General features: G+C 62.0%; 15 protein-coding genes. All 15 read left to right on the top strand.

Going from position 1 to position 18,575, the window contains the following annotated elements:
• The first annotated feature begins 124 nt into the window (after window positions 1-124).
• Window positions 125-1,099 carry a UDP-glucuronic acid decarboxylase family protein gene (locus AC0L3H_RS15765; RefSeq protein WP_473586073.1) on the top strand — a complete coding sequence of 325 codons (975 nt, stop codon included), beginning with the start codon at window positions 125-127 and terminating at the stop codon, window positions 1,097-1,099.
• Window positions 1,096-2,070 (top strand): UDP-glucose 4-epimerase GalE, encoded by a 975-nt coding sequence (gene galE, locus AC0L3H_RS15760; protein WP_473586072.1) that lies wholly within the window; start codon window positions 1,096-1,098, stop codon window positions 2,068-2,070. The genes AC0L3H_RS15765 and galE overlap by 4 nt, the downstream gene beginning before the upstream one ends.
• Before the next feature lie 631 nt (window positions 2,071-2,701).
• Window positions 2,702-3,553 (top strand): class I SAM-dependent methyltransferase, encoded by an 852-nt coding sequence (locus tag AC0L3H_RS15755; RefSeq protein WP_473586071.1) that lies wholly within the window; start codon window positions 2,702-2,704, stop codon window positions 3,551-3,553.
• A gap of 48 nt (window positions 3,554-3,601) precedes the next feature.
• Entirely contained in the window at window positions 3,602-4,834 is a 1,233-nt protein-coding gene (locus AC0L3H_RS15750; RefSeq protein ID WP_473586070.1) for a radical SAM/SPASM domain-containing protein, read from the top strand.
• A complete protein-coding gene (locus AC0L3H_RS15745; RefSeq protein ID WP_473586069.1) occupies window positions 4,812-6,713 on the top strand; it encodes an ABC transporter ATP-binding protein in 1,902 nt (633 codons plus the stop codon). The genes AC0L3H_RS15750 and AC0L3H_RS15745 overlap by 23 nt, the downstream gene beginning before the upstream one ends.
• Window positions 6,710-7,570 carry a Stf0 family sulfotransferase gene (locus AC0L3H_RS15740; protein WP_473586068.1) on the top strand — a complete coding sequence of 287 codons (861 nt, stop codon included), beginning with the start codon at window positions 6,710-6,712 and terminating at the stop codon, window positions 7,568-7,570. Before AC0L3H_RS15745 ends, AC0L3H_RS15740 begins: the two co-directional genes overlap by 4 nt.
• 19 nt (window positions 7,571-7,589) lie before the next feature.
• Window positions 7,590-8,477: a DUF6473 family protein gene (locus AC0L3H_RS15735; RefSeq protein ID WP_473586067.1), complete on the top strand. Its 888-nt coding sequence runs from the start codon at window positions 7,590-7,592 to the stop codon at window positions 8,475-8,477.
• Window positions 8,474-10,642, top strand: a complete 2,169-nt coding sequence (locus AC0L3H_RS15730) for a glycosyltransferase (protein ID WP_473586066.1) — start codon at window positions 8,474-8,476, stop codon at window positions 10,640-10,642. The genes AC0L3H_RS15735 and AC0L3H_RS15730 overlap by 4 nt, the downstream gene beginning before the upstream one ends.
• Window positions 10,643-10,659: 17 nt before the next feature.
• Window positions 10,660-11,616 (top strand): glycosyltransferase family 2 protein, encoded by a 957-nt coding sequence (locus tag AC0L3H_RS15725; protein ID WP_473586065.1) that lies wholly within the window; start codon window positions 10,660-10,662, stop codon window positions 11,614-11,616.
• Window positions 11,603-12,679, top strand: a complete 1,077-nt coding sequence (locus AC0L3H_RS15720) for a glycosyltransferase family 4 protein (protein WP_473586064.1) — start codon at window positions 11,603-11,605, stop codon at window positions 12,677-12,679. The genes AC0L3H_RS15725 and AC0L3H_RS15720 overlap by 14 nt, the downstream gene beginning before the upstream one ends.
• 10 nt (window positions 12,680-12,689) lie before the next feature.
• A complete protein-coding gene (locus tag AC0L3H_RS15715; RefSeq protein ID WP_473586063.1) occupies window positions 12,690-12,881 on the top strand; it encodes a PglZ domain-containing protein in 192 nt (63 codons plus the stop codon).
• Between the two features lie 535 nt (window positions 12,882-13,416).
• Entirely contained in the window at window positions 13,417-14,613 is a 1,197-nt protein-coding gene (locus AC0L3H_RS15710) for an acyltransferase family protein (RefSeq protein ID WP_473586062.1), read from the top strand.
• Window positions 14,614-14,615: 2 nt separating this feature from the next.
• Window positions 14,616-15,719 (top strand): glycosyltransferase family 2 protein, encoded by a 1,104-nt coding sequence (locus AC0L3H_RS15705; protein ID WP_473586061.1) that lies wholly within the window; start codon window positions 14,616-14,618, stop codon window positions 15,717-15,719.
• Window positions 15,720-15,765: 46 nt separating this feature from the next.
• Window positions 15,766-16,782 (top strand): glycosyltransferase family 2 protein, encoded by a 1,017-nt coding sequence (locus AC0L3H_RS15700; protein ID WP_473586060.1) that lies wholly within the window; start codon window positions 15,766-15,768, stop codon window positions 16,780-16,782.
• Window positions 16,782-18,566: an ABC transporter ATP-binding protein gene (locus tag AC0L3H_RS15695; protein ID WP_473586059.1), complete on the top strand. Its 1,785-nt coding sequence runs from the start codon at window positions 16,782-16,784 to the stop codon at window positions 18,564-18,566. Before AC0L3H_RS15700 ends, AC0L3H_RS15695 begins: the two co-directional genes overlap by 1 nt.
• The last annotated feature ends 9 nt before the right edge of the window (window positions 18,567-18,575 follow it).

The raw sequence follows: 18,575 nt of genomic DNA, 5'->3' as shown, positions 1-18,575 counted from the left end.
GCACTCACGCGACTATTTCAGGTCCGTTAACATTTTGTGTTTTCGGCGCAGCTTTTTTTTCCTATCCTCGCCCTAGGGCTTTGCGCATTCGATCGCGTGAAGAACTGGCGTGAGGATCCCAAACATGCAGCAGGCTAAGCGAGTCTTGGTGACAGGGGGCGCAGGTTTTCTGGGATCGTTCCTATGCGAGCGGTTGCTTGCTGAAGGCCACGAGGTTGTATGCGTCGACAATTTCTTCACAGGAAGTCGGAGAAACGTCTCGCATTTGCTCGACAACAGATCCTTTGAGATCATTCGCCACGACGTGACATTTCCGCTCTACGTAGAAGTTGATGAAATATACAACCTTGCTTGCCCGGCAAGCCCGGTTCACTATCAGTTCGATCCGGTCCAGACGACAAAGACCAACGTCCATGGGGCGATCAATATGCTGGGGCTCGCCAAGCGGGTTCGCGCAAAGATCCTTCAGGCGTCCACGTCTGAAGTCTACGGCGATCCCGAGATTCACCCGCAGACCGAGGACTATTGGGGCAGGGTAAACCCGATAGGTCCCCGTTCCTGTTACGACGAAGGCAAGCGGTGTGCCGAAACCCTGTTTTTCGACTATTGGCGGCAGAACAGGTTGCGGATCAAGGTAGCGCGCATCTTCAACACTTACGGTCCGAGGATGCGTCCGGACGACGGCCGCGTCATTTCCAACTTCATCATGCAGGCACTGCAAAACAAGCCGATAACTGTGTACGGCACCGGCGAGCAGACACGCTCATTTTGCTACGTCGACGATCTCATCGACGGTCTGGTTCGCCTGATGAACACGGCCGACGATGTTACCGGCCCGATCAATCTCGGCAACCCGGTCGAATTCACGATGCTCGAACTCGCCAATCTCGTGATCGAACTTACCGGAAGCCGATCCGAGATCAGGTTTTTACCTTTGCCCGTCGATGACCCAAGGCAGCGACAGCCTGATATCGGGTGTGCCTTGCGCGAGCTCAATTGGAAGCCAAGAATCGCATTGCGCGACGGTCTCGTCACGACCATTGCCTATTTCGATGACTTGGTCTCATCGGGATCCGCTCGGTCCGCTGCAGCCGAATGAAAACAGTCTTGGTCACTGGCGGGGCGGGCTATATCGGCTCACACTGTTGCAAGGCATTCGCCGAATCCGGTTGGTCGGTCATTGCGTATGACAACCTCTCGCGTGGCTGGCGCGATGCGGTCAAATGGGGACCGCTGGTCGAGGGCGATGTTTGCGACGGTGCAGCGGTGGCAGCAGCGCTGCACCAGTATCGGCCGGATGTGGTGGCGCATTTCGCCGCTTACGCCTATGTCGGCGAGTCCGTCGAGCGCCCGGAACTCTATTACCGAAATAACAGTTTTGGGACGCTGGTCTTGCTCGAGGAAATGCTGAAGATCGGCGTCGACAAGCTGATCTTGTCGAGCACCTGCGCGTCTTACGGCGTTCCGATTCGTTCTCCGATTGATGAAACGCATCCGCAGTCGCCCATCAATCCCTATGGATGGTCGAAATTCATCGTAGAACGAATGGTGGACAATCTTTCGGACGCCCATGGCCTCAACGCGGTTGTGCTCCGGTATTTCAACGCGGCCGGATGTGATCCGGACGGCGAGATCGGAGAGCGGCATGAACCGGAAACGCATGTCATTCCGCTCGCTATGGAGGCGGCGGTCAGGTCAGGCCGGATTTTTACCATTAATGGCACCGACTTCGACACAAGGGACGGAACCGCGGTGCGGGACTATATCCACGTCACCGATCTCGCCCGTGCGCACGTTCTGGCAGGGGAGAAGCTTCTGCGCGATCCGGGAGTCCACGTCTACAATCTCGGCACCGGAACCGGGACGACGGTGAACGAGTTGGTCGATGCGGTGAGCCGGGTTTCGGGAACGCGCCTTCCCGTGGCCTACGGTCCACGCAGGGCAGGTGACCCGCCTGCGCTTGTAGCCGCGGCCGGCAAGGCGGCCCGGGAACTCGGCTGGACGCCTGAGCAATCCGGAATCGACCGGATCGTCGAAACGGCGCTGGCCTGGTATCGCCGCCAGTTGTGAGGATTTTCTTGCGGAAGAGCCCTACCGCATGGTCAACAAGCAATCGCGAGCGGCGGCGACTGCGGCAAGCCGAGAAATTTTCCTCTATCCGCTTTCGTGCCGCCCGACCCAAGCTTTCCCGCAGTGCGACCGGCATGCCTTCGATGCGGGACGTGGTGACGTAGGCATCCGCCGCCGAAAGCCAGTGCCGGATTAGCGACCGGTCCGTAGTAAAATCGGAAAGCCATCTCACATTCGGCAGTCCGGCTCGCTCAAGAGCCTGGCAAATATACAGGCGAGATCGTCAACCTCACTTGGCCGTCTGGCCAGTAGTCGATCACCCAATCATCAATATAGCGGGCTGTCAGCGCGTCCTCGGCTAATCTCGCGGTTGTTCCTTGCACATCGCCATCCTTCCCGAACGCCGAGAGAGAATGGACGCGATGCCGCGCTAAACATAGCGCAACCGGCCCAAGGAGCGTAAAATGTAACGAGTCGATATCACCCAAAAGAGGTTGCCGTTCACGAATTGTTAATTGGAGCGCCAGCGGGTTGCAAACATTCGTCCCCTCAGATTACATTGCGGGATCAGTTGGGTTTAGTAAAAGGCTGCTTCGCAAAGCAAGTTTAGACGAGTTGCTGCAACTCTTTGATGTTCTACGAGGATCTGCACCTTCAATCAAGGTTTGCGGCCGGATGGCGAACCTCCGCCTCTATTCTCGGCGGCGGGCGCTTGATTGCCACCGAACGGCTACGCATTTGCTTAAGTCGGGCGGAAGACAATACGGTCGTAGGAGGACTGGACCCTCAGATGGAAGCTGCGATCGAGACCCTCCTATCGGACCGGCCGAGCTTCCACGCGTGGCCTGACGGGCGACCGGCCAACTGGTCGGTTGCGCCTGCCGTGCTGCGCTTCCTGGTCGAGCAGCTCGAGCCGGGGATGTCGACGTTGGAGACCGGAGCGGGCCAGACCACGGCCGCGTTCGTCATCGCCGGCACACACCATGTTGCTGTGACGCCCGATGCAGCACAGGCAGAAAGAATAGAAAAATATCTTGACGGACTTGGGATCGAACGCGACCTCAAATTCGTATTGGAGAGCTCGGATACCGCGTTGCCGGCGGGGAGGGGCATTCCCGATCGTTTGGATTTCGTCTTCATAGACGGAGCACACCGGTTTCCCTTTCCGATACTGGATTGGTATTATACCCAGGAGAGGGTTCCGGTCGGGGGTATGCTGGCGATCGACGACTTCATCATGCCGTCGGTGCGCATACTCTACGACTTCTTGCTGAGCGAAGACGATTGGGAGCTTGTTCAGGCGTTTCAGGTGACGGCGTTCTTTCGGCGGGTCGGGGCTAGGGAGAATCTCTGGGACTGGGCCGATCAAAAGATCAACAAACCACACCTCGATATGGTCAAAAAAAAAGCTGAGCGGGAGCGAAGATTGCAGAAGCAATCATTCCCGTTTATCACTTGGTTGCGATCTCGCGAGAAAGACTAGCAGGGTCATTTCTGAGACCCGCCTTCCTCGAAGATTGGTGGAGGCATCATGCTGGATAACCTTTTTCACAAGGCGGCTACCCTGATCGCCCCTGCTGATTTGGTGCCGCAGCGGGGTCGCATGCTGGATAACCTTTTTCGCAAGGCGGCTAGCCTGATCGCCCCTGCCGGTTTGGTGCCGCAGCGGGGTCGCCCGAAAAATTCCGAGAGGCTGTTCTGCTCGCAGCCGTTCAAGCGCTTCGAGGTGCTCGGCGGGGGAGGCGAACGCGGCGACGTGTTCTTCTGCTGCCAGAGCTGGATCACACGCTCCATCGGCAACATGGCGGAAAAGCCGGTCGAGGAAGTCTGGAACAGCAAGGATGCCCAGGCGATACGGCGCTCGATCCTCGACAACTCGTTCCGATACTGCAAGACGCAGGCCTGCCCCTACCTGCAGCGCATCGATGGCCCCGTCCAGCGCATCGAGAACGTGACTGATCCGGAGCTGCTCGAGGTGATCTTGGAAGAGAAGGTGGTCCTTCCCTACGGGCCTAGCGACATCATTTGCTGCTTCGACCAGTCCTGCAATCTCTCGTGCCCCACCTGCCGCAATCAGATCATCATGGAGAATGATCACGCGGTTGCTATCGTGAACATCCAGGAGCGGCTCGAGACGCAAGCGCTCGCCGACGCGCGGCTCCTCTACATCACCGGATCCGGGGACCCCTTCGGCAGCCCCTTCTTCCGGCAGTGGCTGCAGACGATGGACCGCGCCCGGATGCCGAAGCTCGAGCGGATCCATCTTCACACGAACGGTCTGCTCTGGACGAAGCGCATCTGGGAGTCGATCCCGGCATCGACGCGGGAGCTGGTGCGTGGCGCTACGATTTCCATCGATGCGGCCAGGCCGGAGACCTACAAGGTCAACAGGCGAGGCGGCGATTTCAAGATTTTGCTGAACCGTTTGGAAATGATCGGGGGACTACGTGTGAACGGTCCGCTGGATCACCTCGAGTTCCACATGACCGTCCAAAGCAACAATTATCGCGAGATGCCGGATTTCCTCGCGCTCGGAAGGCGCTTCCATGCCGACCGGGTGAGCTTTCATCGCCTCCTGGATTGGGGGACCTTCACGACCGAGGAGTTCGCCGCCCGTGCGGTCCATTCCCCGGCCCATCCCGAGCACGAAGACTTCCTCGACATACTGACCGATCCGAGACTGGACGCGCCGGAGGTCTATTTGTCGAACCTGTCGGATCTCGCGCGTGAGGCGGCGCCGCGTGGCCGCAGCCATGTCGCATGACGTGTCGCAAGGACGGTCCGTTCGTGTGACATCGCTGTCGCCCGGGATACCCGGCACCCAGCGCGAGATCCGCAGTGTCCGGCATCTAGCGAACATGGCCGAGGGGCATTTCTGGTTCCTGCCGATCATGGCCGTGCTGGCCGTGCTGTCGTCGCTTTTCGAGGGCATCAGCCTTGCCCTTATCATTCCCCTGATCGAGGCCCTGCAGGGGGGGGGCGGGGTCCAGTCGAAGGGTCCCGCCATCGACCTCGTCCTATGGGTCCTGAGTTTCGTGCCGGTATCTTCGCCGCTCATCGCGGCGCTGGTCGCTATTATCGGGGCACTGATCCTGAAGAACGCCATCAGCTACCTCAACATGGCGGTCCTCTGCGTCTTCTACGGCCGGCTCAGTCATGCGCTCCGCATCGGCGTATTCCGGTCGATCCTGAATCGCCCCCTTGCCGAACTCGAGCGCGAGCGGGTTGGACGGTTCCTGAACGTCCTCACGACCGAGACGTGGCGCGCCACGGACGCGATCAACAGCCTGTTCACAATCGTCACCAGCACTTCCACGATAGTCGTCTTCCTGACCCTGCTCTTCCTCCTGTCCTGGCAACTCTCAGCCGTCGCTCTCGCCTGTACGGCCCTGATCCCGCCCCTGGTCCATCTTATCAACATGCGCGTGAAGCGGATGAGCCGCGTGGCCCTGGCCGCGAACGAGGCGCTGGCTCAACAGACCTGGTCGTCACTGAACGCGCTACGCACGATCCACATCTGCGGTCGTTCCGCGGCCGAAGTCCTCCGGTTCCAAAAGAGCTCGGATCTGGTGCGCCGCCGCTTTCTCAGGATGGCGCTGATCTCGGCCGGCACGGCCCCGGTCACCGAAGTTCTCGTATCGGCGGCGATCGCCGTGATCGCCGTTCTCGTCAGCAATACCGGCGTCGGGCTGGCCACGCTGGTCGGGTTCCTGGCGATCCTCCTGCGCCTGCAGCCCAGGATCCTCGCCCTCGTTTCCGCGCAGGCCAATCTCCTTAGCCACCATGGGTCGGTGGTCGCCGTGGGTGAAGCGCTCGCGGCGAGCCGAGCGCCCTCCACACCTGACGGCGGGACGCCATTCACCACGTTGCGGGACGGCATTCAGGTGAGGGACCTCACGCTGCAGTATCCCGGGACAAGCCGTCCAGTTCTCTCCGACGTGTCCCTCACAGTCAAGCGGGGCACGATGGTGGCGATCGTCGGGCCCTCCGGATCGGGGAAATCTACGCTCCTCGACGTGCTTCTTGGATTCCAGCGCCCGACCCGGGGCGACGTCCTGGTCGACGCGACACCGCTGTCGAAAATCGACCTGAAGAGCTGGCGGTCGCGAATCGCTGTCGTGGACCAGGATCCCTACGTCTTCGACGACACGATCGGCGCGAACATCCGGTTCGGCGCAGACGGGGTTTCGGACGCCGCCGTCATCAAGGCGGCGCGCCTCGCCCGCGCCGACGAGTTCATCAGGCAGCTCCCTTCGGGCTACGACACGGTCGTCGGCGAACGGGGGACGCAGATCTCCGGCGGCCAGCGCCAGCGGATCGCGCTCGCCCGCGCGCTGGTCCGCGACCCCGAGATCCTGCTGCTGGACGAGGCCACCAATGCCCTCGACAGACGCACGGAAGACGAACTGCAGGTTTTCCTGAAGTCCTTTGCCCGCTCCCGGACTGTGATCTTCGTCTCCCACAGGATCGAACCCGTCCTCCATGCGGACCTGGTGGTCATGCTGGAGGACGGGCGCGTGGTGGAGAGGGGAACGCCAGGCTTGCTTATCGAGAGCGCCGGGCCGTTCGCCAGCCTCTTCGCCGCGCAGCGCAGCGAGACGGTCCCGGAGGATATCCGGGGCGACCGGGAGGGGGCGGCATGAAGTGGCTTCGGCCTGCCGGGCTGCCGCAGCCGGCCCAGGACTGGCTGGACAGGGCCCTCCTCGATCTGCGGTCGATCGGTGGTCATCGCGACTATACGAAATTCGTCATCGTCGGCATCGCCCGGACGGGCTCCACGATGCTTCTGGAGCTCCTCAACAGCAACAGTCAGGTCCTCGCATTCGGCGAATTGTTCCGGACCCCCGAGGCGATCGGATGGGACATCCGCCCCTTCGGCGGATCCTACGATAGACGCTTTCTGTCCCGATACCGAACCGACCCGCAGGCCTTCATCGACGACGTCGTCTTCGGCCCCCGGCCGCGCGTCGTCCGTGCGGTCGGCTTCAAGCTGTTCTACTACCACGCGCAGGAAGCCCCGTTCTCTGACGTATGGAAGCTGATTGTCGGCGACGGGAACATCAGGATCATTCACCTGATGCGCAGGAACATTCTCGCGCAGTTCGTTTCGCTGAGATTGGCGCACAAAACTCAGGTGTGGTCGGCGACCAGGAAAACAGCCGGGACGGTCGACCCTATCCGGCTGGATTCGGAGGAATGCCGGAAACACTTCGAGCAGGTCCGGCGCCACGAGCGGGAATGCGACGCGCTGTTTAGGGATCATCAAAAGCTCAACATCTACTATGAAGACTTGGTGCGGGCGCAAGAGGCGGAGATGGAGCGGACCTTGGATTTCCTCGAGGTCCGCGCCGAACCCGGGTCGAGCACCAGGCTGGTGAGGCAGAGAACCGTCCCGCTTTCGGAGGCGATCACCAACTTCTCGGAGCTCCGCGCGGCGTTTCGGAATTCCGAATGGGGCGCGTTCTGCGAAGTCGACCCCGACGGGAACAAGATCATTTAGTGAGAGGACGCTCTGGGAAATGGCGGCGGAATACCAGGAGCCGGACTGGCGAGTCATCGACTACCAGACCTTTTGCCTCGATGAACGCCTCGTCGACCCGTCGACCCACCGCCCGCTCTGCATCCGGGGGCCGCGACCGGACGAACTGCGCAGAGGGGAATACGCGGTGTTCCTGGGAGCGGCGCAGACGTTCGGCCGGTTCTGTCAGAAGCCCTATCCCACACTGCTGGGCGAGCGGCTCGGGCTGCCAATCCTAAACATCAGCCACGGGGGAGCAGGGGCCCTGTATTTCTGCCTGATGAAGGACGTGCTGGCGAAATACCTCAACGAGGCCTGCTTCGTCGTCGTTCAGGCGATGTCCGTACGATCGGAGAGCAATTCGCTGTTCGAGAGCCAAGGGGTCGGACACTACCGCCGCCGCAGCGACGGGGTATTGATCGGCTGCGACGAAGCCTACGCAGACCTCCTGAAGACGCACTCGAAGTGGTACGTCAGGCGCATCGTTCAGGAGACACGGTCCAGCTGGTGTCACAGCTATGAAACCCTGTTCTCGCTTATAAAAGTTCCGAAGATACTGTTCTGGTTTTCCGAAAGAGAACCGGCTTACCGAGACGATTACCGCAACGTGCAACGGTTGTTCTCGAGTTACCCGCAACTGGTCAACGCCGATATGGTCGCGACCATCAGACGCATGTGCGACGACTACGTCGCATGCGTCGGACCGCGGGGCCTGCCGCAGACTCTGTTCGACCGGTTCAGCGGCGAGAGGATAGTGATCTCGGACCCTTGGACGTCCGCTCCCTGGCCGGAGAACTGGTATTACCCGAGCCCCGAGATGCACGAGGACGCAGCCGCCGCTCTCGAACCAGTGTGCCGGCGGATTATCCGGTCGGGGCGCGCGGCATGAAGCACCTGATCGTGAGCCGGGAATTTCCCCCCGCCGCCTACGCGCCTGGTGGAATCGGCACCTATGTCGCGAATATATCAAGACTGCTGGCCGAGCGCGGAGAGGTCGTCCATGTGATCGGCGAACGCTGGTCCGGGGCGCCTGCCCAGACGGAGGTCCGGTGCGACGGGCGGCTGGTCATCCACCGGATCGGCGAAGACGACCTCCCGGCGGGCGTACGGGACCCGGACCGGCGCGGGCGGGAACTCAACGGTCTGAAGAACAGCGATTTTCCATACCAGTGGTTCGCCTGGCATGCAGCCCTGCTTGCGGAGCAACTGATCGACGACGAAGGAATCGACGTAGTCGAGGGACAGGAATGGGAGGCACCCCTCTACTATCTCATGCTGCGCCGCGCGCTCGGAATGGGGTCGAAGAAGGCGCCTCCCTGCATCGTCCATCTGCACTCCGCGACGCAATTCATCCAGTACTACAATGGCGTGCCGTCCACGCCCTGCAACACGCTGATGAAGCGCATGGAGGAGTACTGCGTCCGTGCCGCGGACGGCCTCCTCTGTCCGAGCCGGACCTATGCCGACCAGTGCGCCCGAGCCTTCGATGTCCCGCGGGACGCGATCGAGGTCATTCCGCTTCCGGTCGGATCAGTCGAGCCTCTTCCGCGGGAGCCCGCGGTCTGGACGTCGGGCTCGATCTGCTTCGTCGGGCGGCTTGAGCCTCGCAAGGGGATCGTCGAATGGGTCCAGGCGGCCGCAAGGGTGGCCCGCGAGGATCGTGACGTGCGCTTCGACTTTGTCGGCGCAGACACGTTCAATCTCCAGGCGACGCTCACGAGGCGTCTCGATCGCGCCGAACAGACTCGATTCCGGTTCCACGGGTCGAAGCCCCGGGAGGAGCTCAAGCGCCATCTGGCCGCGGCGCGATCGGCGGTCGTTCCATCCCGGTGGGAAAACTTCCCGAACGTGTGCGTGGAGGCGATGGGGGCGGGGCTGCCCGTGATCGCCACGCGGTTCGGCGGGATGGTCGAAATGATCGAGGACGGCCGCAGCGGCTGGCTTGCCCGCGACACCGGGGTGACGGGGATGGTCGACTCGCTGGCCGAGGCTCTTCGGCGGTGCCTCGCGACACCGCCGGAAACCAAAGCCTCGATGGGACTGGCTGCTGCCGCGTCGGTCCGCGAACTTTGCGACAATGCTGCGACGGTCGAGCGTCATGTACGATTCCGGTCTGATGTGGCGGCTCGGGGCGCACGAAAGTCGTGTGCCCTCGCACGTTCGCCGCTGCTTCCCGTGACGGCTCGATCGCTTGCCGCGGAAGCGCGACCTGGGGGCCGGGCAGGAATCGTGGTCCGGACGTCCCATCTCATGGCGGCGCGAGACGTCGTTGCGTCGCTCGCCGCCCAGACGGCGATGGCGAGCGTGATCGTCCTCGTATGCACGGACGGATCCGGCCCGGCGAACAGCAGCCCGGATCACATCGAGGTCCTCGTCCTCGACAGGCCCAACCTCGACGGCGCATCGGCCTGGAATGCCGGATTCGAGGCAATCTGCGGGATCGGCGACCTAGGCTTCTGTCTGTTCCTCGACAACCACGACCGATTGGAGCCGCGCTGTCTCGAAAGGATCCGCTCGGCCTTCGAGGCCCGGCCGGACGCGGCCATCCTCTCCGTCTGGACGTTGCAAGCGGGCAAGCGTGAGCAACTCCGCGCACCCCCGTGCGCCGAACCCGCCTATCAGCTCATCGGACCCGACCTGACCCCCGCCACCGCCTTTCGTGCCGGGGCTCTCGGTTCGGACCCGCCGTTCCGAACCGGAATGCCGAGGGGATACGATCTCTGGGATCTGGCCAACCGGCTGCTGCTGGACGGCTGGTCGGCGGCGACCCTGCCGGAAGCTCTCCATGAACGCACGGTCCAGGACACCGACCTCGCCTGGCCGGGCGCGTCGGCTCTCCGGGCGATCCGTTCCGAACTCCTGTCGCGTTTTGCTGGACCGACCACCGCGATCGCCCTGGATATCATAGACAACCACGTGCCCTTGCCCTTGGCCGCGCCGTTCGGTTACGATCCGACGGCACTGCCGCGGTGGCAGAGGCGGCTCATGACCGTGCGGGACCCGGGGAAGGCGGTCCGCCGGATCCTATCCCGGGCACACCGGCTCACGAGGTAGCCTGTCGAGGTTCGAACTTGGATACTGCGGTTCGCGCACCCGAAACCGGCTGGATTTCCGTGGTGATCTGCACCCGGAACCGGGCCGATCTCCTCCGGAAGGCGATCGCCAGCGTCGTCCGGCAGGATTTCCCGCGGTCCCTCTACGAGATCGTGGTGGTGGACAACGGGTCCACTGACCATACCCGCGAGGTGGTGTCGGAGTTCGAAGTCGACGACCGCGTCGTCTACATCCGCGAAGAACGGACCGGGCTCTGTGTCGCCCGCAACACCGGCTGGCGATCCTGCCGCGGGTCCTACGTCGCCTACTTTGACGACGATGCCATAGCCCAGCCGGGATGGCTTCTGGCCATCGGCGATGCGGTCGAGAGATGCGGACCGAACATGGGCGCGGCCGGCGGTCGGGTCGATCCGATGTGGGAGGGCGCTCGCCCAGAATGGCTGTCAGACGGGATCGCTGGTTCGCTCACCATCGTCGACTGGGGGCCGCGCGAGATGGTGATTCCCGACCTCGCGAGAGCGTGGCTTGTCGGCGCGAACATGGTCGTCCCGAGGGCGCTGCTCGAAAGCGTGGGAGGGTTCGACCCCCGTCTCGACCGCTATGGAAACAACCTCCTTTCGAGCGGCGACGTCTTTCTTCAGAAAAAGATCGCGGAGCGCGGCTACAGCGTCGTCTACGTGCCGAAGATCGCGATTTCGCACCTGGTGCCACTCTATCGTCTAGACCAGGCATGGTTTCGGAGCCGCTTCTACTGGCAGGGGATCTCGGACGCGATGATGTACACGATCGAGCGTGCACCGAGCCGGCGTCAGCGGTACCGCGCCGCCCTCGGCCGGGCCGTGCGTCTCATGCGTTCGCCGCGGCGCCTGCGGTCCCTCGTGCTTCCGACGACGGATCCCGACACGTTTGCCCTGAAGTGCTTCGCGCTTATTGACGTCGGCTTTATCCGGGGACTTCTCGGTGTCCGGCGCTGAACTCCCCATCCGGATCCGCTTCGAGCACACGCTCTATCCGCACTGGGGCCGATGGGCAGGATACGTCCAAGTTGCACAGCATTTCGACCGGGCGGCCTTCGCCGTGGGGCTGCACGGAACCCCGGACGACGATTCGGACGTTCCCGCCTGGCTTTCCCCGCTGAGGCCCGTCCTGAAGAGATGGTGCCGCCGGTCGGGGATGCGCTGGTACAAGGTGAGCGACCTGACCGCCGAAGCGAGGATCTTCGGCGAGTGCATCCGAGGCTCCTGGGACATCGTGCACTTGCTGGACGGAGAGCATTCCGGGCGGTACCTGCCCGGTCTCCTGAAGCTCGGGGGACGGTCGTCCCTGCCGGTCATCGCGACCTTCCACCAGCCGCCCGAGGTCGCCGAGGCGATTCTCGACGGCGAGCTGCTCCGACGGCTGGACCACTTGATCATGGTCTCACCGACCCAGGCGGAGTTCTTCGGCCGGTTCGTTCCCGCCGAACGCCTGCACCTGGTGCTGCACGGCATCGACACCTCCTTCTTTGCTCCGGGCGACAGGACACGGGCGAATGCTCGGCTGAAATGCTTGACCGTTGGGAACTGGCTCCGGGACTGGGATACCGTGAGGGCCGTCGCGACCGCCCTGCCCGAGATCGACTTCGAGGTCGTCACGGGCGCGAACCTCGGCCTCATGTCAGCGAACGTGACGATCCGCTCGGGTCTGGACGACGATCTATTGGCCTCCCTCTATCGATCCGCGGACGTCCTCTTCCTGCCTCTCCTGGGTGCAACGGCGAACAACGCGCTTCTGGAGGGCATCGCAAGCGGCCTGCCCGTCGTTTCCTCGGACATCGCAGCGGTCCGAGCATACCTGCCCGGCACCGAGGCCATCCTGGTCTCACATGCCGACGACTTCGTCGCGGCCCTGCGCCTGCTGCAGGCGGACGAGGGCCTCCGGTCGGCAATGGCGGCGCAGGCACGGGTCCGCGCGGAGGAGTTGTCGTGGCCCAGGATCGCAAAGCTGCATCAGGCCATCTACGAGCGGGCGCTAGGGCGCCTGGCTCCTATCCAATGAGGCGTGAGAATTGCGTCGTGATCTCCGTGCCATGCGATACGAGGTCGGGAAAGAGCTGCTCGGACGCATCCGAAACCTCCACCGCTACGACGCCGAGATCGAACCGGCGCTGGCGTCCCTTCCGAGTTACACGCAGCTCGGCATGGCGTCACTGTTGCCGAACAAGGAAATCCGGATCGCCAGAGGCTTCCATCGCCCATGATGGGAGTTTGTGCTCTGCGAGCTCAGGTCTGGCAGGACCCGAGTTTCTCATCCCAATTTGCGTTGGATCATGCTGCAATGCAGCACGGTAGCGCCAATCATAAAGTGTGAATAAGTCCGAGCTTCGGTCAAGAACTGTCAAAAAATAGCCAGGTTCAGGCGGTTCTCGCGCATTTCGCAAGCCGCGCCTCACGCGTCTATTTCAGCCACGTTAACATTTTGTGTTGCGGCGCAGCATTTTTTTCCTATCGTCGCCCCGAGGCATTCGATGGCGTGAAAAGACTCTCCTTGGTAATTCTCCCTGGAGGCTTGGAGAAGCGTGGTGTTGAGGCAATCTGCAATCTGGTGGACCCATTGGCGGGGGATGGCGCAGAGCCATTTGGTCGCTCCGCCCGAACCTCCGCAGCCCGCGCGAGACGCAGCGCTTTGAGCGAAAACGATCAGCCGCATTGCGCAGGCGCCGCTGTCCGCAGAGTGATCTGCGGCGACCCGCGGCAACGATGTCATCGGAGACATCCAACTGGCGGAAGCCGCCGATGAGACGCGACACGCAATTGGACGCGCTGAGGGCCATCGCCGTGACGATGGTGATGTATTCGCATTTCTTTGCGGCGGGAGGGTCTTCCTTCTGGGGCCACATCGGCGTGCGACTGTTCTTCGTGCTGAGTGGCTTTCTGATCACGCGGCTTCTTCTGGACGCGCGCGCGGCCGCTGAATTCGAAACCGCACCCGCACTCAAATCCTTCTACATCAGGCGGGCGCTGCGTATATTCCCTCCCTACTTTGCCGTGTTGGCTTTCGTTTGGCTGGTCGACCTGGAGCAGTCGAGGGGATCGCTGGTCTGGCATGCGCTTTATCTGTCGAATTTCTGGTTCGCCCTGCGCAACGAATGGACGCCTTGGGTCCTCGCCCATCTTTGGAGCCTGAGCATTGAGGAGCAGTTCTATATCGTCTGGCCATTGATCGTTTTGCTGGCGCCGCTCCGGCGTCTTCAGTCGATCTGTATCGGCATCATCCTGCTGTCGTTGTCGTATCGCTTTTATTGGCCGATCACCGGAAGTCCCGACCTCGCGCGCGACCTGCTTCCGCCAGCATCAATGGACGCGCTGGCGTCAGGTGCGCTGCTTGCAGTCTACCGAACCAGAACCGCTGTCTTGCCTCAGTGGCTGCGATTTGGCTGGCCGGCGCTCGCGGCCGCCTTTTTCGTCCTGCAGTGGTTTGCTCCGACGCCGGCAAATTCCGTGCAGGAATGGGGCCGCTGGCTGCTCTTGGAAGTTCTGCCTCTCGTGCCGCTGGTCGTGGTCGTTGCGAGCTGTTCCTCCGGCATTGACGGTTATCGGGGGAAGTTTCTCAACCTGCCACCGCTGCTGGCGCTTGGCCGCGTCAGCTACGGCGTTTATCTCTACCATCCCATCGTCCTGTCGCTCGCGGTCATGTCCCAGCCCTGGATCCCGCTCAACGTCTCTGAGCAAGGGCCGGGGCGATTCCTGGTTGCAGGAGCGGCGACCATCATTGTGGCTTCGGTCTCATGGCTGCTTTTCGAAAAGCCGCTCAACAGCCTCAAGCGCTACTTCCCCTATGTTGCTCCAGGAGTTGGCGCCGTCATTCTGGCAGGTGTCAAAACGGATGACGCCGGGTGGCTTGGAAGGACAACAGGAGCTTATTTCGGCGGCCCGCTCGATGGCCGCAAAGCATCCCTGGCACGCGACCTCCCGCGAACGGATCGGAGCTGACCATGGCTGCTCCCTTGGTGTCCGTTCTGCTGCCGATCTATAATGCCGGACCTTATCTGGCTGCCGCGCTCGCCAGCATCCTGCGGCAGGATTACGATCGCCTGGAGATCATCGCGATCGATGACGGATCGACGGATAATTCCCTGCAGATCCTGCAGAATTTCCGCAAATCTGACAACCGCATCTCCATCGTCTCACGCGAAAACCGGGGCCTCATCGCAACCCTGAATGAAGGGCTGGCGGTGGCTCGCGGTGATCTGGTCGCCAGGATGGACGCCGACGATATCGCCTATCCCTGGCGCCTGTCGCGTCAGGTCGCACTCTTCAACCGGCGGCCCGACCTCGCCCTGTGCGGCGCAGGTGTCGATTTCCTGCTTGGCAACCGCATCGTCAAAGGCCTGCCTGATCCAGCTCTTCAGGAAAATATCCTGGGAATATTGTCAATGTTCTTCACGATATTCATGCATCCGACAGTAGTTTTTAATAAGAACGCCATAAAGGACGGCGATCTATATTACGACGAGAGCTATACCCATGCCGAAGATTTCGATCTCTTCAGACGGCTTACCGACCGTTACCCGGCGGCTATGATCCCCGAAAACCTGATCGCCTATCGTATCCATGGCGACAGCGTGACGAACCGGCACAAGCGGGAGATGCGAAGGACGCATTTGAAGATCGTGGCCGAAACCCTTGAGCGGGAAGGCCTCGCGCCAAACGCGCGGGACCTCCGCGACATCGGTGATACTGCCTCAATGGACACGGTCCGCCGTGCCGCCGATTGGATGCTTGCGCTGCAGGAGAGGATTTCCGGACTGCCGGCGGAAACGAGGCCGAGCTATGAGGCCGGCACGCTGAACCTGTTTTATTTCCTCTACCAACTCATAGGCGATGAGATGCAACCGCTGTTGACGCATGAGTTCCTGACGCGAACTGCCAAATGGGACCGCATTCGGCGTCGCGAGCGGTACGCATTGCGTGCCGGCGCCTACGCGCCACGGTTCAGTCTCGTCTCGATTTCGGCGACCAGGCAGGTAGACGCCTTGTCGCGGTACTTGCAATCCGTGCCGGCCGCGGCGGTTCTGCCTTCCCTTGGGTCGAGCTAGAATGACAGTCAAATCCCACCAGCCTCTGCAGCACGGTCGCTCGAGTATGCTTGCGCCCATTTCGGCCGATCCCCGGCCGCAGCACGGCCCCGCACCGGAGGTCAGCTTCATCGTCTGCACGCGCAACCGCGTTGCGGTGCTCGAGCCTTGCATCAAGTCGATCCAAGCCGCGTGCCGTGCCCATCCTGCCTTCGCGGCCGAACTCGTGGTTGTCGACAACGGCTCGACCGACCGCACGGCAGAACGCCTGGCCAGCATCGCCGAACTGTCGGACATCCCATTGACCGCTGTTTGCGAGCCACGACGCGGATTGGCGGCGGCCCGCAACGCCGGTCTGGCGCGCGCACGGGGCCGTGTGCTGGTCTTCGTCGATGATGATTGCCAAGTCCATGGCGACTACCTCAGTGATTTGCAGCGACATTATGGGAGCGGGGAACGGGTCGTCCGGGGAGGCCGCGTCGAGATCGGCGATGCCAGGGATTTGCCGTTCACGATCAAGCGATCGCTGGTCCGCGAGCGGCTTACATCGGATGTTCATCCCGGCGGCTTTGTGCTCGGCTGCAACATGACGATGCACCGCGATGCTGCTGCCCGTATCGGCCTTTTCGACGAGCGGTTCGGCGCAGGCGGCCCGCTGCGCTCCGCGGAAGATACTGACTATCTGGTGCGAGCGGTGCTGCTCGGAATTCCAGTCGAATATGTGCCCGACATGACGATTTTCCACCATCACGGCCGGCGAGATCACAAGGCCATCGAAAAGCTCCACCGCGACTACTGCCTGGGCAATGGCGGGCTGTGCCTGAAACATGTTCGCCATGCGCCTTGGCTGCTTCGCCATTTCTACTGGGCCGTGCGATCGGCTTTCCGGGAATTGGTGAAGGGGCCTCGGTTCGATTGCGAACTCAAGCTGTCGCACTGGCCGATCGTCGTCATGAATCTGCTCGGCGCGGCCAAGTTCGCGGTTCTTTCGTTGGCGAGACGGCCAGAGGCGCCGCAAGTGCGGCAGGATCAACAAGCACAGGATCAACAGGCAAATGCCGAGGCGAGGGTGAATACGCCATAATGCGACTGGTACCGCCGAGCCTGCCGATGCTGCGCCGCGCGCTTGGACGGAAGCAACTGCGGCTGCTTCCTGCCGTGGTGATGCTGGGTCTTGCCAGCGCGGCCCTTGAAGGCTTCGGCATAGGGCTGATCATCCCCTTGCTGGGCATCATCATGGGGCAGGGGGATCAAACCGGAATGGCCGGCTTTTCTGCCGTCTTCCAGCATTTCGGATCTAACCTGAGCGAGCGCGACCGGCTGATCGTCATTTCGGTCGCCATTCTCGGCTCGATCGTCCTGAAGAACGTCTTCGCCTTCGCAAACACGCTGCTGACGACCTTCATCTATGGCAAGGCCAGCCATTCGATCCGCAGCGCACTGTCGGAGCAGTTGCTACGGGTCGGTTATCCATTCTTCCTGCAGCAAAGTCCCGGACGGCTGCTCAACATCATCTCCAACGAATCCTGGCGGGCATCGGATGCGATCCAGATCATGCTGACGGCCATCGTCAGCGCATCTGCCGCAATCATTCTGCTGGCTTTTCTGCTCCTGCTTTCATGGCAGATGACACTGTTGGTCACGCTGGGGTTGGTCGTCGTTCAGATCGCGCACGCCGTGCTGTCAGCCAATTTGAAGGCGCCGAGCCGCAGCGTCGCCTCGCGCAACAGCGATCTTGCATCGCAGATGCTCCACCTCGTGCATGCCGGGCGTCTGATCCGTATTTTCGGACAGGAGAGCCGCGAGAAGGCGACATTCGATCAGGCGTCGGACGCGGTTCGCCGGGCAGCTTTCGTCCTGCTTACGCGTCAGGGCGCGTTGCCGCCGCTGACCGAGGTTCTCCACGCGATGCTGTTTCTGGCGGTGGTGATCGGCGCCTGGTTCGTGGGCGTGAGTTTCCCGCTGATCGTCGCGTTCGTCATCCTGCTCTACAGGCTGCAGCCGTATATGCGGGCCTTGCAAATGGCCTGGAGCCAGTTGCAAGGCTTGAGTGGGTCGCTTGAAGAGGTGGTCTGGATGCTGGACCCGACCGACAAGCCCGAACCTCCGCGAGGACACCGACCGTTCCAGGGCTTGGCGGAACGGATCAAGTTCGATGACGTGACCTTTACCTATTCCGGCAAGGACCAGCGTGCCGTGGTGCTGCATTCGGCGGCATTCGAGATCCGCAGCGGCCGCTCGACGGCGCTCATCGGCCGCTCAGGCGCAGGCAAGACGACGATCGTCAATCTCCTGTGCCGCTTCGTCGAGCCTGATGCCGGTAGAATTCTCGTCGATGGATCACCCCTCGACCAGATCGATCCCAGCCACTGGCGAAGGCATATCGCACTCGCCAGCCAGGATTTGGAACTGGTGGATGGCACCATTTTTGAGAACATAATCTACGGGCAGGAGGCAGCCTCGGCCGGCGACGCCCAGCGTGCTGCACAGCTGGCCGAAGCGCATGAATTCATTGAACATCTGCCGCAAGGCTACCAGACGGTCGTCGGCTACCGGGGCGTCAATCTTTCAGCCGGACAGCGGCAGCGGATCGCACTGGCGAGAGCATTGGTGCGCGATCCCGATATCCTCATCCTGGACGAAGCCACCAATGCGGTGGACGGACTGTCGGAAGCGGCGATCGTCGAGACCTTGAAGTCGAGGGCAGGCCGCCGCACGACCATAGTGATCAGTCATCATCACAGCACCATCTCATTCTGCGACGACGTGGTGATCCTCAGCGGCGGTCGCGTGAAAAAGCAGGCGCCTTTCGCCGCTCTGGCGACGCTCAGCATGGATGAGCTTTACCAGCATGACTCAATGGATTGATGAGGGATT

It is taken from the genome of Mesorhizobium sp. WSM4816, assembly GCF_055811535.1.
The sequence above is the reverse complement of the archived record's forward strand: the minus strand, read 5'-3'. Positions and strand labels throughout refer to the sequence as shown.

What these genes read in the sequence shown, in the direction of transcription:
- AC0L3H_RS15765 (WP_473586073.1), top strand. Translation starts at nt 125, where the DNA reads ATGCAGCAGGCTAAGCGAGTCTTGGTGACAGGGGGCGCAGGTTTTCTG.
- AC0L3H_RS15700 (WP_473586060.1), top strand. Translation starts at nt 15,766, where the DNA reads ATGCTTGCGCCCATTTCGGCCGATCCCCGGCCGCAGCACGGCCCCGCA.
- AC0L3H_RS15755 (WP_473586071.1), top strand. Translation starts at nt 2,702, where the DNA reads ATGTTCTACGAGGATCTGCACCTTCAATCAAGGTTTGCGGCCGGATGG.
- AC0L3H_RS15705 (WP_473586061.1), top strand. Translation starts at nt 14,616, where the DNA reads ATGGCTGCTCCCTTGGTGTCCGTTCTGCTGCCGATCTATAATGCCGGA.
- AC0L3H_RS15710 (WP_473586062.1), top strand. Translation starts at nt 13,417, where the DNA reads ATGAGACGCGACACGCAATTGGACGCGCTGAGGGCCATCGCCGTGACG.
- galE (WP_473586072.1), top strand. Translation starts at nt 1,096, where the DNA reads ATGAAAACAGTCTTGGTCACTGGCGGGGCGGGCTATATCGGCTCACAC.
- AC0L3H_RS15730 (WP_473586066.1), top strand. Translation starts at nt 8,474, where the DNA reads ATGAAGCACCTGATCGTGAGCCGGGAATTTCCCCCCGCCGCCTACGCG.
- AC0L3H_RS15735 (WP_473586067.1), top strand. Translation starts at nt 7,590, where the DNA reads ATGGCGGCGGAATACCAGGAGCCGGACTGGCGAGTCATCGACTACCAG.
- AC0L3H_RS15750 (WP_473586070.1), top strand. Translation starts at nt 3,602, where the DNA reads ATGCTGGATAACCTTTTTCACAAGGCGGCTACCCTGATCGCCCCTGCT.
- AC0L3H_RS15695 (WP_473586059.1), top strand. Translation starts at nt 16,782, where the DNA reads ATGCGACTGGTACCGCCGAGCCTGCCGATGCTGCGCCGCGCGCTTGGA.
- AC0L3H_RS15740 (WP_473586068.1), top strand. Translation starts at nt 6,710, where the DNA reads ATGAAGTGGCTTCGGCCTGCCGGGCTGCCGCAGCCGGCCCAGGACTGG.